Source organism: uncultured Microbacterium sp., from assembly GCF_963524805.1.
In the GTDB taxonomy this organism is placed as follows: domain Bacteria; phylum Actinomycetota; class Actinomycetes; order Actinomycetales; family Microbacteriaceae; genus Microbacterium.
Map to the genome: position 1 here is coordinate 155,042 of NZ_CAURGG010000008.1, position 12,781 is coordinate 167,822.

Below are 12,781 nucleotides of genomic sequence, written 5' to 3' on the forward strand. Positions count from 1 at the left end.
AACTTGACAGGCATACTACGACGAAAGGGAGCCACGATGGCAGCCATGAAGCCGAGAACCGGAGACGGGCCGATGGAGGCCGTGAAGGAAGGTCGACTCATCATCGTGCGGGTCCCGCTCGAGGGTGGGGGACGCCTGGTCGTCTCGGTCAACGACGCTGAGGCCAAGGAGCTCTACGACGTGCTCGGTGGGGTCGTCAATCCCACCTGAGCACGACCCCGCGCACGCCGACGGCCGGTCTTCGGACCGGCCGTTTCGTGTGCCGGCCCCGTCGGACGGGGGGATCAGGCGGTGGGGCGCGTCGTCAGCTGCAGCAGTCCCTCGCCCACGATCGACAGGGCGCCGATCACCGCGGCCGAGGCCTGCGTCTCCTGGATGAGCGAGCGGTACGCGGCGGTCACCGCATCCCGGCGCACCGGATCGGCGACCGCGCCGTGGCCGAGGACCCGGGGGATCAGCACGGTTCCGCCGGCGCGGACGAGGCGCAGGCCGTGTTCGACGTACTCGATCACGCCGTCCGCATCCGCGTCCACCAGGACGATGTCGTACGACGCCTCGTTCATGCGGGGAAGCACCTCGGCCGCCCGACCGGTGATGAACCGGGCCCGGGCGGGAGGGATCTTGGCTTCGCTGAAGGCCTGACGCGCCGCGCCGAGGTGCTCGGGCTCGCTGTCGATCGTCGTGAGCGTCGCCCGTGGTGATCCGTGCAGCAGCCAGAGTCCGGACACGCCCGCACCCGTGCCGATCTCCACGATGTTCAGCGCCTGCGATGCGGCGGCGATCACCGCGCACTGCGCGCCGACCGGAGGGCTGATCGGCGCCGCGCCCAGCTCGAGCGCGTGTGCCCGCGCCCGGGCGATGTGATCCGGTTCGATCGTCGCCTCAGCGGCGAACCGGTAGTTCGCGTCGTGCTCGCCCATCGGTGCTCCTTCGCGGCCAGCCTACGTGGACCCGCGGCACCGAACGCTCAGGCGCGGCGGTAACCTTGGTGCATGTTCTTCGGGCTCACGATCGAGAAGCTTCTGCTGATCGGTGTCGTCGCCGGGCTGCTGATCGGACCCGAGCGGCTGCCTCGCTATGTCGAGAGCCTGACCAAGTTCGTCAAGCGGGCCCGCGAGTACGTGACGACGGCGAAGACCAAGATGAAGGACGAGATGGGCGCGGACTTCGACGACGTCGATTGGCGCACGCTCGACCCGCGGCAGTACGACCCGCGCCGCATCATCCGCGAAGCCCTGCTCGATGACGCTCCCGTCCCCACCGTACGTGCCGCGAGCGCGGCGGCCGCGGTCACGTCCGCGGCCGCGCTGACCAAGCCGCGCAGCGCGACGATGCCGTTCACCGCGGAGGATCCGCCGCCTTTCGACAACGAGGCGACCTGAGCCGATGCGGTTCAGCGGGGCCGGAGGGGCAGTGAGCGCCCCGCGAGCCCGCGGCCCGATGCCACCAGCCGGTCGGCGAGCGCGCTGATCGCGACGGCCGCCGAGTCCTGGGGATGCGCCAGCACCGTCGGTGTCCCGGCGTCGCCGTCTGTCCGCAGCAGCGGACTCAGCGGAATGGACGCCAGGAGCGGCACCGGCTGATCCTCGGCCGAGAGGGCTGCGGCGACATCCTCGCCGCCACCCGAGCCGAACAGCTCGAGCGTCGTGCCGTCCGGCAGGGTCATCGCTGACATGTTCTCCACCACTCCCACCACCCGCTGCCCGGTCTGCCGTGCCACGAGACCGCTGCGGACCGCGACATCGGAGGCTGCCGACTGCGGCGTGGTGACCACGACGACCTCGGCGTGGGGGAGCAGCTGTCCGACCGAGATGGCGATGTCGCCCGTGCCCGGGGGCATGTCCAGCAGGAGCACGTCGAGATCGCCGAAGTACACGTCGGTCAGGAACTGCTGCAGCGTGCGGTGCAGCATCGGCCCCCGCCAGGCCACGGCGCCGAGCGGCTCGGCCGTCCCGGATCGGCGCAGGAACATGCCGATCGAGATCACCTTGACCCCGTGGGCGACGGGCGGAAGCATCAGCTCGTCGATCCGGGTGGGCTGGGGCACGCGGCCGTCGGCGTCGACCAGCCCGAGCAGGCCGGGAATGGAGAAGCCGTGCACGTCGGCGTCCACGAGTCCGACCGCCAGGCCGCGGCGAGCGAGCGCGACGGCGAGGTTCGCCGTGACCGTGGATTTGCCGACACCGCCCTTTCCGCTCGTGACCGCGATCACGCGGGTCAGCGTGTCGGGCGTGAACGGCATCTGGCGCGCCGCGGCTCCGCCCCGCAGTCGCTCGGTCAGCTCGCGACGCTCGGCCGGCGACATGACGCCGATCTCAAGGGCGACCCCGGTCACGCCGGGGACGGATGCCGCCGCCGCGCGCACATCGGCCGAGATCCGATCCGCCGCGGGGCACCCCACGATCGTGAGGGCGACTCCCACGGAGGCCACGCCGTCGGTGACCGAGATCTCGCGCAGCATCCCGAGCTCCGCGATCGGCCGGCGCAGCTCGGGATCGATCACCGCGCCGACGGCGTGGCGGACGGCGGCACTGGACTCCGCCGAGGATGGCGAGCCGCTCACCGTTCTGCGGCGTCCGTGCGGCGGGTCTCCAGATGACGGCTCTCGCGATGGTCCCCGGACCTGCGCTCGTCGAGCTGCTCGAGGAGGGACTTGATCTCGGCGCGCAGGACGTCCTTGGTCACGATGTCGTCCGATACGTCGGTGACGACCATCCGCAGCGCGACGATCTCGCGGGCGAGGTATTCGGTGTCGGCGAGGTTGCGCTCGGCGCGCTGTCGGTCCTGTTCGATCTGCACGCGGTCACGGTCATCCTGGCGGTTCTGCGCGAGCAGGATGAGCGGGGCGGCATACGACGCCTGCAGCGAGAGGATCAGCGTGAGCAGCGTGAAGTTGGTCGCCCGCGGGTCGAACTGCAGGGGGACCGGCGCGAAGGTGTTCCACAGCAGCCACACCGCCACGAACACCGTCATGCCGATGAGGAACCCCGACGTGCCCATGCCGCGGGCGAACGCCTCGGAGAACCGGCCGAAGCGGTCGCGGGAGGGCTGCGGGTTGCGGCTGAGCATGCCCGTCCGGCCGCGCGGAGCATCCAGCGAGGGCTGGCGGGAGGTGCGTGCCATCAGCGCCTCCGTCCTGTGCTGCGCGTGCTGCTCGCCGCAGCACTGACCGTCGTGACCGGCACCGCCGGCGATCGCGGCTCGTCCTCACCGCCGTACGATCTCCAGTCGTCCGGAAGCAGATAGTCCAGAACGTCGTCCACGCTCACCGCACCCACGAGACGCCGGGCCTTGTCGACGACGGGGAGCGAGACGAGGTTGTAGCTTGCGAGCATGCGCGCCACCTCCGCCGCCGTCGCGGTGGCCGGCACCGGATCGAGGGTGTCATCGATGATGGCACCGAGCCGCTCGTGCGGCGGGTAGCGCAGCATCCGCTGGAAATGCACCGTGCCCAGCAGCCGCCCCGTCGGAGTCTCGTACGGCGGCAGGGTGATGAACACGGATGCCGCCAGGGCGGGGTGCAGCTCGTGCCGGCGGATCAGCGCGAGCGCCTCGGCGACGGTGGCATCGGCCGACAGGACGATCGGCTCGCTCGTCATGAGTCCGCCGGCGGTGTCGGGGCCGTACTGCAGCAGCGCACGGACGTCTTCGGCCTCTTCGGGCTCCATCAGTTCGAGCAGCTGCTCGGAGCGCGCGTCGGGCAGCTGACCGAGGAGGTCGGCAGCGTCGTCGGGCTCCATGGCGTCGAGGATGTCGGCGGCGCGCTCGTCGCCGAGCTGTTCGAGGATGTGCACCTGCTCGTCCTCGGGCATCTCCTCGAGGGCGTCGGCGAGGCGCTCATCGGAGAGCTCCTCGGCGACTTCGATCATGCGCTCGTCGGAGAGGTCGAGCAGCGTGTTGGCCAGGTCGGCCGGGCGCAGATCCGCGAAGGTCGCCACGAGCTGCTCGGCGGACTGGGATTCCCCCGGAGACTGCTGCTCGCGCACTTCCGACCAATTCGCGAACGTCGTGGGTCCCTTCGCGAACGGCGACGCGCTCGTGCGCGGCCGCCGCAGGAACAGCTGTCCGACATCCCATTCGCCGAGTCGGTTGCGCTCGATCGCGACGTCCTCGATGACCGCGGTGCCGGATCCGTCGCTGAGGAACACGCGTCGTCCGACCAGCTCGGTGAGGACCCGCACCTCGCCGCCGCGCTGCTGGAAGCGGCGCACGTTGATCAGTCCGGTGGTGATCACCTGACCGGTGGCGATCGAGGTGACGCGTCCGATCGAGACGAAGACGTGCCGCCGGCCGGGGATCTCCACGACGAGTCCCACCACGCGGGGCGGGTCGTCTTTGCGGTAGATCACCACGACGTCGCGGACCTTGCCGAGGCGGTCGCCGGCGGGGTCGAAGACCGAGCACCCCGACAGGCGTGCGACGAAGACCCTCTGCGTGCTCACGCGTTCCAGCGTAGTCCGGCGTTCGCGTCCGGGCAGGAGGCGACGGGGCCGGATGGCGTCCGTCGGGTCGAGTGGGAGGATGGGGGCATGAGCATGAACGGCGGACGATTCCCGCAGAGCGTCGGCGAGCTGGGACAGAACGTGGCGAGCTTCCCGAACTACGAAGCCGCTCAGAAGGCGGTGTCCACGCTCGTGGCGGCGGAGGTCCCTGCGCGCGACATCGCGATCGTCGGGCAGGGCCTGCGTTCGGTGGAGAAAGTGACCGGGCGACTCGGGTATGCGACGGCCGCGCGGGCCGGCGCCACGAACGGGGTGCTGCTGGGACTGCTGTTCAGCGCGATCCTGGTGATCGGCTCGCCGTCCGTGCCGATTCAGGCGTTCGTCGGCGTGATCTTCGTCGGCATCGCGCTGGGGATGCTCCTGAGCATCATCACGTACTCGTTCGTGCGCCGGCGCAGGGATTTCGCCTCCGTGATGCAGGTCGTCGCGGACCACTACGAGATCACCGTCGCCACGGCGAGCGTCCAGCGGGCGCGCGAGGTGCTCGGTCGACCGGGCGTGCCGGCGCCCCGTGCGACTCCGAGCACCGCGACGGCGCCGGAGCACTCGAGCACGGATGCTCCGGTGTCCGCGCCTGCGACCCCGATTCCGGATGCCGACGCCGCGCCGCCCCGCTACGGCGAGCGCATCGCCCCTCCGGCCGAGCCGCAGAGCCCTGCGAAGGAGCCGTCAGACGGGGAAGCCGGCGGTCCGGACCCATCCGGACCGCCCCGGACGTGACAGCGACCGCCGAGACCCAGGAGCGGTTCGCCGTCGATCTGCCGTCTGGGTCCGTCGAGGTCTCGGCGGATCTCGCGCGACCCGAGGGGTGCTGGGCGACGGTCGTGATCGCGCACGGTGCGGGCTCGGGGTACCGGCATCCCTTCCTCCTCGGCTTCGCCCGCGGCCTCGCCGACCAGGGCATCGCGACGCTGCGGTTCAACTTCCCCTACCTGGAGGCCGGGCGGCGGATGCCCGGCCCGGCTCCGCATGCCGTCGCCGCCTGGGTCGGGGCGATGGCATTCGCCGCCGCGAGCGCCGACGGCCCGATCTGGGCGTCCGGGAAGTCGTACGGCGGCAGGATGGCCTCGATGGCGGCGGCGGAGGGGGCGATCGATCCGGCCGGGCTCGTGTACCTCGGATACCCGCTGCATCCGCCTGGAGCACCGTCGAAGCCGCGCGTCGCGCACCTGCCGGCCGTGACCGCGCCGCAGCTGTTCGTCGAGGGGACGAACGATCCCTTCATCGATCCGCACGCGCAGCTCGACGAGGCGGTGGCCTCGTGTCAGGACGCGGCGATCGCCTGGATCGACGGCGGCGGACACTCCTTCGAGGTCAAGGGCCGCCCGCGCCCGCCCGCCGAGGTGGGCGCGGGACTGGCACCCCTCGTCGGCGAGTTCGTGCGCTCGCGGACCTGATCCATCGGTTCATCCGTCACCCGTGCACGTTGACGGCGGTGCGCGGCGTACCCCGGTGACGGATGAGGGGGTGTCAGCGTCCCGCGGCGTAGCCCTGCATGCCGCGCGGATTGGCCGCCGCCCAGACACCGCCGGTCGCGGCATCCCGGCCCACGGCAGACACCCGCCCGAGCGACCAGTCGCCCGCAGCCGTCACGTCGTGTCCGCGGCGCTGCAGCCCCGAGATGACCTCGGCACCCAGGCGGTTCTCGACCACCACTCCGGCCGGGGTCCACCCGCGGGGCCAGAACGAGTCGACGAGGGCCGTCGTGTGCAGGGACGGCGCATCGATCGCCTGCTGGGCCGTGTAGCCGCCCGCGATCATGCGCAGGAGAACCGGGATCTGCCACTGCTCCTGCTGGTCGCCGCCGGGCGTCCCGAGCGCCATCTCGGAGCGACCGTCGCGCAGGACCAGGGTCGGGCTGAGGGTGGTGCGCGGGCGGCCGCCGCGGCGGAGGGCAGCCGGCGAAGCGTGATCCAGCCACATCATCTGCAGCCGCGTGCCGAGGCAGAAACCAAGTTCGGGGATCGTGGGGGAGGACTGCAGCCAGCCGCCGGACGGGGTGACCGCGATCATGTTGCCCCACCGGTCGACGACGTCGATGTGACAGGTGTCGCCGCGCGTCGGCTCGCCGAGGCCGGCTCTTCCGTCGGCTCCGGCGGTGCGCAGCGGCGGGCGGAACGGCTCATGCCCCGCGAGCTCGCCCGGCCGCCACTCGCGGGAGGCGGACTCGCCGATCTGTGCGCGTCGCGTCGCGGCGTACTCCGCCGACAGGAGAAGGTCCAACGGCACATCCGCATCGCCGTAGTAGGCGTCGCGGTCGGCGAGCGCGAGTTTGAGCGCCTCGATCACCGCGTGCGCCCCGGCTTCCGTCGAGGGATCGAGGCCGGGGCACCCGTCGAGGATGCGGAGCGCCTGCAGCAGGACCGGGCCCTGCGTCCACGCCCCCGCCTTGGCGATCGTGTGCCCGCGGAACGGGATCGAGACCGCCGGCTCGTAGCCGGCGTCGAAGGCCGAGAAGTCCTCGGCGGTGATGACCGCCGCGTGGTCGGCACCGTCGGAGTGGCGGTGCGGGACGGACAGGAATTCCGAGGCCGCCTGCGCCACCAGGCTGGTCTTCCACTCCCTGCGGGCCGCCTGAATCCGCTCCTCGCGGCCCACCGGACCGTCGTCGCGGATCGCGTGCCCGGCTGCGACGAGGGACTCGAGCACGTCCGCGTACGCCGGATTGCGCATCATGGTGCCCGCCTCGGGCACGCGGCCTTGCGGCATCCACAGCGCCGCCGACGTCGGCCAGTGCGAGGTGAACAGCTCCGCGACGCGCCCGATCGTCGCAGCGGCCTGCGCGAGCAGCGGATGACCGTCGCGCGCGTACCCGATCGCGAACGCGAGGACGTCGGCGATCTCCCACGTCCCGTGGTCGTGCAGGAGCGTGAGCCAGGCGTCCACCGATCCCGGCACCGCGGCGGCCAGGCCGCCTGCGCCGGGGACGAGCTCCAGGCCCTCGCCCCGGTAGTGCTCGATCGAAGCGCCGGCCGGAGCCGGGCCCTGACCCATCAGCACGACCGGTGTGCCGGGGTCCTCCGCGGTCGCGAAGATGCCGACCAGATCGCCGCCGGGACCGTTCAGGTGAGGCTCGACGATGTGCAGCACGAACCCGCCCGCCACTGCCGCATCGAACGCGTTGCCACCGCGCTCGAGGACTGCCTGCGCGCTCGCGGTGGCGAGCCAGTGGGTGGATGCCGACATGCCGAACGTGCCCGTGAGCGTCGGGCGCGTCGTGAAGGCCGGCGGCGTCGTGAAGCTCACGGATTCAGCCGTGCGACCCAGGCCTCCACCTCGTCTGCCGTGCGCGGGATGGCCGCAGACAGATTGACCGGCCCGTCAGCGGTCATCAGGATGTCGTCCTCGATGCGCACGCCGATGCCGCGGTACTCCGCGGGCACGGTGAGGTCATCGATCTGGAAGTACAGCCCGGGCTCGATCGTGAAGACCATGCCGGGCTCCAGCGTGCCGCCCGCGTAGAGCTCGCGGCGAGCCTGCGCGCAGTCGTGCACGTCCAATCCCAGGTGGTGACTGGTGCCGTGCACCATCCACCGCCGGTGGTGGTGGCCCGTCGCCGGGTCGAGCGATGCCTCCGCCGAGACCGGAAGGAATCCCCACTCCTCGATGCGGTGGGCGATGACCCGCCAGGCGGCGGCATTGAGCTCGCTGAACTTCGCGCCCGGCCGCGCCGCGGCCAGGGCCGCGTCGGCGGCTTGACGCACGGCTTCGTACACGCGACGCTGCACCTCGCTGAAGCGTCCGTTCACCGGGATGGTGCGCGTGATGTCGGCGGTGTACAGGCTGTCGACCTCGACGCCGGCATCGATGAGGATGAGGTCGCCGGGAGCGACAGCTCCGTCGTTGCGGGTCCAGTGCAGGTAGCAGGCATGCGGTCCCGACGCCGCGATCGTGTCGTAGCCCTCGCCGTTGCCGTCGCTACGGGCGCGGCGATGGAAGACGCCTTCGACCACCCGCTCGCCGCGGGGGTGCTCCACGATGCCGGCCAGATTCGCGACGATGTCGTCGAATCCGTCGGCGGTGACATCGACCGCCAGCTGCAGCTGTGCGATCTCGTACTCGTCCTTGCGCAGGCGCAGCTCCGATACGAACCGCGTGAGGTCGGCGTCCTGATCCACCACGAGATCGGCGTCGGAGCCCTGGAACGCGTCGATGTGGGCTGTCGCCAGGCCGAGGTCTGCGGCGACGCCCGCCAGCGCGGGCCGCGGCCCGATCCAGAACTCGCCGATCGAGGGATCGGCGTAGAACTCCGCCGTCGTGCGGTCCGCGCGCTCGCGGAAGTGCAGCGTGATGTCGTGGCCGCCCGCCTCGCGCGGCTCGAACACCAGCACCGAATCGGGCACCGCGTCGGAGGCCCACCCGGTCAGGTGCGCGAAGGCCGAATGCGCGCGGAACGGGTAGTCGGTGTCGTTGCTGCGCACCCGATACGGACCGGCGGGCACGACCAGCCGCTTGCCGGGGAAAGCTGCGGAGACCGCGGCGCGGCGGCGCGCCGTGAAGGCCGCCTGCTCGCGCGGTTCGGGGAGGATCTCGGGCCGGTCCGCCCATCCGGTCGAGATCGTGCTCAGGAAGCCGTCACCGAAGCCCTGGCGGCGGTTCACCGTGCTGTTCGTGGGGATCTCGCCGGCCTCGGGGGCCAGCTGTGTCGTCTCGGCATCGCCTGTGCTGCTCATCGTTCCAGTCTCGCACCGGCACCCGCGTCAGTCGACCGGTTCGAACTGGACGATCAGCGGACGGTGATCGCTCCCGGACGCGTCCATCGACTGCAGCACCAGCGAGCCGGTCGGTCGCCAGTGGCTCGAGGCCATCACGTGGTCGATCGGCGCCCCCACCAGCGGGGGGATCTGCGCCGTCCACGTGCCGACGCCGCCGTTGCCGGTCTCGGCGGCGCCATCGACGCAGCGCCCGAGGGTGCCGCCATCCACGCCGAGGTTGGTCATGTGATCGATCGTCGCGTTGAAGTCACCGGCCATGATCACGTTGTCATCGACGCACTGGTCGGCCAGCCACTGCAGGTCATCGCGCCAGTACTTCATGTAGCTCTGGCGCGGTGCGACCGCGTGGGCGGCCACGACGATGGGCCCGTCGCCGCTCGTGGGCATCGCGACGGCGCTCGGCACCGTCGAGGTGTTGCTGGAGCCGTCGAGGGAGGACTCGATGACGGCGTAGTCGCCCAGCTCCGGCGAGATCAGCAGGGTCGTGGAGCCGGCATCCCACTGCGTGGTCGGATAGTCCGTGTAGTGCGCCCACATCGGGTGCCCGAGGTCGCGCATCGCCAGGGCGACCTTCTCACCCGTCTCGATCGTCGTCTCGGGCAGCGTGACGATGTCGGCATCCATCGCGACGGCGATCTGGGCGACGGTGTCGGGTGCCGTCGCGTCGCCCGCGGTGTTCCACGTCATGACCCGGATGCTGCGGTCGGTCTTCGCGGGAAGCGTGTCGGTGCCGATGCCCCGCGAGGAGATGATCGCGGCGTTTCCGACCGCGGCGACGAGCGCGACCGTCGCGACAGCCAGGGCGAGACCCCGCAGCGGACGCGCGAGGGCCAGCAGCAGTGCGAGCACCGCGACCGCGGCGAAAGCGAGTGCCAGCAGGCCCCGGAACGACACGATCTGGGCCATCGGGAACGTGCGTTCGACCCGGAAGAACGAGGGCCAGGTGAGGATCGCCGCAGCGATCAGGAACACCACGGTTCCCAGGATCCCCCACAGGCGAAGCACTCGGCGACTCTATGTCAGCAGTCTGAGAGAGAGCCGCCCGGGCGGGCCTGCGGCGAGCTCTTCGTCGCGCGCTACGCTCGATGGATGCCGGATACGCGACGCTTCGAAGGGCCGAGCGATCTGCATCTTCACTCCCGGCATTCCGACGGCACGGAATCCTCCGCCGAGGTCCTGGCCGCGGCCCACCGCCACGGTCTGCGCACCGCCGCGCTGACCGACCACGACACGACGTCGGGGTGGGCCGATGCGGCCGAAGCCGCGGCATCCCTCGGCATGACCTTCATTCCCGGGATGGAGCTGTCGGCCAAGCACGAGTGGCGCAGCGTCCACGTGCTCGCCTACCTCATCGACCCCGATGACGCGGCCCTGCGGGCCATGACCGACCGCATCCGCTCATCGCGCTTGGATCGGGCGCGGACGATGGCCGACCGGATCGGGCGGGATTACGACCTGCACTGGGACGACATCCTCGCCCAGACCTCGGACGGCGCGACGGTGGGGCGCCCGCACATCGCCGACGCGCTCATTGCGAAGGGTCACGTACGCGATCGCGCCGAGGCGTTCTCGGACATCCTGAGCCCGCGGGGCGACTACTACGTCTCGCTGTACGCGCCGGACCCGGTGCTGGCGGTTCGCCTGGTCGTCGGTGCCGGGGGAGTGCCGATCATCGCCCACCCCGCGGGACGCGCCGGCCTGCTTCCGACGCCCCTCATGGAGCGGATGCTGGACGCCGGACTCGCCGGCTTCGAGCTCGGTCATCGCGAGAACCTCGAGCCCGGCATCCGCACTCTGCGGCGCATCTGCGCCGAGCGCGACCTGATCGTCACCGGATCCAGCGACTACCACGGCCTCGGCAAGCCCAATCAGCCGGGGGAGCACACCACGAGCGACGACATGGTGGCCCGCATCATCGAGCGCGGGACGGGCACGACTCCCGTCTACCCCTGACCGGGGACGACAAGAAGGTCCCGGCGCGCGCGGCACCGGGACCCTCTGTTCGTGCGGATGGGCTCAGCCGAGCGCCTTGGTCTTGATGTGGTCGAACTCGGCCTGCGTGATCGCGCCGGAATCCAGCAGCGACTTGGCCTTCCCGATCTCTTCGGCCGGGCTCGCGCCCGCGCCCGCGACGGACTTGATGTACTGGTCCTGGGCCGCCTTGTACTCCTTGGCCTGTGCGGCACCACGCTCGGACATGCCCTTGCCGCGCGCGATCAGGTACACCAGCAGCGTCAGGAACGGCACGAAGATCAGGAAGATGATCCACACCGCCTTCCACCAGCCGCTGAGCTTGTGGTCGCGGAAAAGGTCGCCGATGACGGCGAACAGCGCGATCAGGTAGGTGAAGAAGACGAAAGCCCACAGGAACCACCAGATCAAGTCCCCAAAGGAGCCCCAGAAACCCTGGTACTCCACTGCGTCGATGATTCTCATCACTGCCTTTCATGCGAGGAACGCGGCCCGGTCGCCGCGCCGATCAGACTAGCGCCTTCCCAGGTTTCTCACGGGAAGCGGGTCCCGCGCCGGGCAGACCTCCTCGGTTAGCGTCGGGAGATGCGCCAGCCCACGCCGCTCGAACGGCGGATCGACGGGTTCGCGCACCGCCTCCTCGCCGGTGCCCCCTCGCACGGCGTGCGTGCCGTGTGCATCGAGGTCGGCGTCTTCGTGCTCAAGCAGGCCTGGGCATGCATCTTCGGCGCCGCGCTGCTGTTCGTGATCGTGGGCGCGCGCCTGTGGTATCCCGATGACGCGGCGCTGGCCCGCAACGACTTCCTGACCATCGCGGCGATCGTGATCCAGGTCGTGATGGTGACCACCCGGCTGGAGTCGGGCCGGGAACTGTGGGTGATCGTCCTGTTCCACCTCACCGGCACCGCCATGGAGCTGTTCAAGACCGATGTCGGCTCGTGGACGTACGAGGCGGACGGCGTCCTACGCCTCGGAGCGGTGCCGCTGTTCAGCGGCTTCATGTACGCCGCGGTCGGCTCATACCTGGTCCGCGTCTACCGCCTGTTCGACCTCGGATTCGTCCGATACCCGCGCCGATGGCTCACCGCGGTCGTGGCGGTCGCCATCTACGCGAACTTCTTCACCCACCACTGGATCTGGGACCTGCGGTGGGTGCTCCTGCTCGCCGTCGTGCTGCTGTGGTCGCGGACGGTCATGTACGCGCGCGTCTGGCGGAGGGTGATCCGGATGCCGCTGCTCGCGGCGTTCGGCGGGGTCGCGGTGTTCATCTACCTCGCGGAGAACATCGGCACGTGGTCGGGCGCGTGGCTCTACCCCGATCAGCTCGACGGGTGGCAGCCGGTTTCGGTCACGAAGCTCGTGTCGTGGTTCCTGCTCATGATCATCTCGGTCGTGCTCGTGGCCTGGGTGTACCCGCCGCGGCCGCCGACCGCACGAGAACAGGTGATCTCACCAGCACAGGACGCATCTGCCTAGATCGTCCTGCGCCGGTGAGATCACCTGTTCTCATCGGGGAGCGGAGGGATGCCGCGGATCAGGCGCCCGCGGGGGCGCCGCTCGGGCGCGAGCCGCCGCGGCGGCGCCGGCGACGGC

Annotated in this window: 14 protein-coding genes; 6 read left to right on the top strand and 8 right to left on the bottom strand. The window is 70.8% G+C overall.

What is annotated here, in order from left to right; translation table 11 throughout:
• The first annotated feature begins 36 nt into the window (after nucleotides 1-36).
• Nucleotides 37-210, top strand: coding sequence for a DUF3117 domain-containing protein (locus tag RWQ91_RS14455; RefSeq protein ID WP_314507326.1), 174 nt, complete (start codon nucleotides 37-39; stop codon nucleotides 208-210).
• Nucleotides 211-284: 74 nt separating this feature from the next.
• Here RWQ91_RS14455 and RWQ91_RS14460 read toward each other — a convergent pair whose 3' ends face one another.
• Nucleotides 285-920, bottom strand: coding sequence for a class I SAM-dependent methyltransferase (locus RWQ91_RS14460; RefSeq protein ID WP_314507328.1), 636 nt, complete (start codon nucleotides 918-920; stop codon nucleotides 285-287).
• A gap of 72 nt (nucleotides 921-992) precedes the next feature.
• Between RWQ91_RS14460 and RWQ91_RS14465 the strand changes: the two genes are divergently transcribed.
• The gene (locus RWQ91_RS14465; RefSeq protein WP_314507330.1) at nucleotides 993-1,382 is read left to right on the top strand and encodes a Sec-independent protein translocase TatB; all 390 of its coding nucleotides are present in this window, start codon (nucleotides 993-995) and stop codon (nucleotides 1,380-1,382) included.
• Nucleotides 1,383-1,393: 11 nt separating this feature from the next.
• Here RWQ91_RS14465 and RWQ91_RS14470 read toward each other — a convergent pair whose 3' ends face one another.
• Genes RWQ91_RS14470 through RWQ91_RS14480 form a run of 3 tightly spaced genes read right to left on the bottom strand, consistent with a single transcriptional unit; the run spans nucleotide 1,394 to nucleotide 4,442 of the window.
• Nucleotides 1,394-2,563: an Mrp/NBP35 family ATP-binding protein gene (locus RWQ91_RS14470; protein WP_314507331.1), complete on the bottom strand. Its 1,170-nt coding sequence runs from the start codon at nucleotides 2,561-2,563 to the stop codon at nucleotides 1,394-1,396.
• Nucleotides 2,560-3,123: a DUF1003 domain-containing protein gene (locus RWQ91_RS14475; RefSeq protein ID WP_314507333.1), complete on the bottom strand. Its 564-nt coding sequence runs from the start codon at nucleotides 3,121-3,123 to the stop codon at nucleotides 2,560-2,562. The genes RWQ91_RS14470 and RWQ91_RS14475 overlap by 4 nt, the downstream gene beginning before the upstream one ends.
• A complete protein-coding gene (locus RWQ91_RS14480) occupies nucleotides 3,123-4,442 on the bottom strand; it encodes a magnesium transporter MgtE N-terminal domain-containing protein (RefSeq protein WP_314507336.1) in 1,320 nt (439 codons plus the stop codon). The genes RWQ91_RS14475 and RWQ91_RS14480 overlap by 1 nt, the downstream gene beginning before the upstream one ends.
• A gap of 87 nt (nucleotides 4,443-4,529) precedes the next feature.
• On the opposite strand from RWQ91_RS14480, the gene RWQ91_RS14485 reads away from it, so the two are divergent.
• Both RWQ91_RS14485 and RWQ91_RS14490 read left to right on the top strand, forming a co-directional pair.
• Entirely contained in the window at nucleotides 4,530-5,222 is a 693-nt protein-coding gene (locus tag RWQ91_RS14485; protein WP_314507337.1) for a general stress protein, read from the top strand.
• Complete coding sequence (locus tag RWQ91_RS14490) at nucleotides 5,219-5,899, top strand: alpha/beta family hydrolase (RefSeq protein WP_314507340.1); 681 nt, start codon at nucleotides 5,219-5,221, stop codon at nucleotides 5,897-5,899. The genes RWQ91_RS14485 and RWQ91_RS14490 overlap by 4 nt, the downstream gene beginning before the upstream one ends.
• 73 nt (nucleotides 5,900-5,972) lie before the next feature.
• Here the strand turns inward: RWQ91_RS14490 and RWQ91_RS14495 are convergent, their stop codons facing one another.
• Genes RWQ91_RS14495 through RWQ91_RS14505 form a run of 3 tightly spaced genes read right to left on the bottom strand, consistent with a single transcriptional unit; the run spans nucleotide 5,973 to nucleotide 10,222 of the window.
• Nucleotides 5,973-7,748 carry a gamma-glutamyltransferase gene (locus tag RWQ91_RS14495; protein WP_314507343.1) on the bottom strand — a complete coding sequence of 592 codons (1,776 nt, stop codon included), beginning with the start codon at nucleotides 7,746-7,748 and terminating at the stop codon, nucleotides 5,973-5,975.
• Nucleotides 7,745-9,175: an aminopeptidase P family protein gene (locus RWQ91_RS14500; RefSeq protein WP_314507345.1), complete on the bottom strand. Its 1,431-nt coding sequence runs from the start codon at nucleotides 9,173-9,175 to the stop codon at nucleotides 7,745-7,747. Before RWQ91_RS14500 ends, RWQ91_RS14495 begins: the two co-directional genes overlap by 4 nt.
• 27 nt (nucleotides 9,176-9,202) lie before the next feature.
• Nucleotides 9,203-10,222: an endonuclease/exonuclease/phosphatase family protein gene (locus RWQ91_RS14505; RefSeq protein ID WP_314507347.1), complete on the bottom strand. Its 1,020-nt coding sequence runs from the start codon at nucleotides 10,220-10,222 to the stop codon at nucleotides 9,203-9,205.
• An 84-nt stretch (nucleotides 10,223-10,306) separates the two neighbouring features.
• On the opposite strand from RWQ91_RS14505, the gene RWQ91_RS14510 reads away from it, so the two are divergent.
• The gene (locus tag RWQ91_RS14510; protein ID WP_314507349.1) at nucleotides 10,307-11,170 is read left to right on the top strand and encodes a PHP domain-containing protein; all 864 of its coding nucleotides are present in this window, start codon (nucleotides 10,307-10,309) and stop codon (nucleotides 11,168-11,170) included.
• Between the two features lie 63 nt (nucleotides 11,171-11,233).
• Here the strand turns inward: RWQ91_RS14510 and RWQ91_RS14515 are convergent, their stop codons facing one another.
• Entirely contained in the window at nucleotides 11,234-11,653 is a 420-nt protein-coding gene (locus RWQ91_RS14515; protein ID WP_314507353.1) for an SHOCT domain-containing protein, read from the bottom strand.
• 120 nt (nucleotides 11,654-11,773) lie between these two features.
• On the opposite strand from RWQ91_RS14515, the gene RWQ91_RS14520 reads away from it, so the two are divergent.
• The gene (locus RWQ91_RS14520) at nucleotides 11,774-12,664 is read left to right on the top strand and encodes a DUF817 domain-containing protein (protein WP_314507356.1); all 891 of its coding nucleotides are present in this window, start codon (nucleotides 11,774-11,776) and stop codon (nucleotides 12,662-12,664) included.
• Nucleotides 12,665-12,781: the final 117 nt, after the last annotated feature.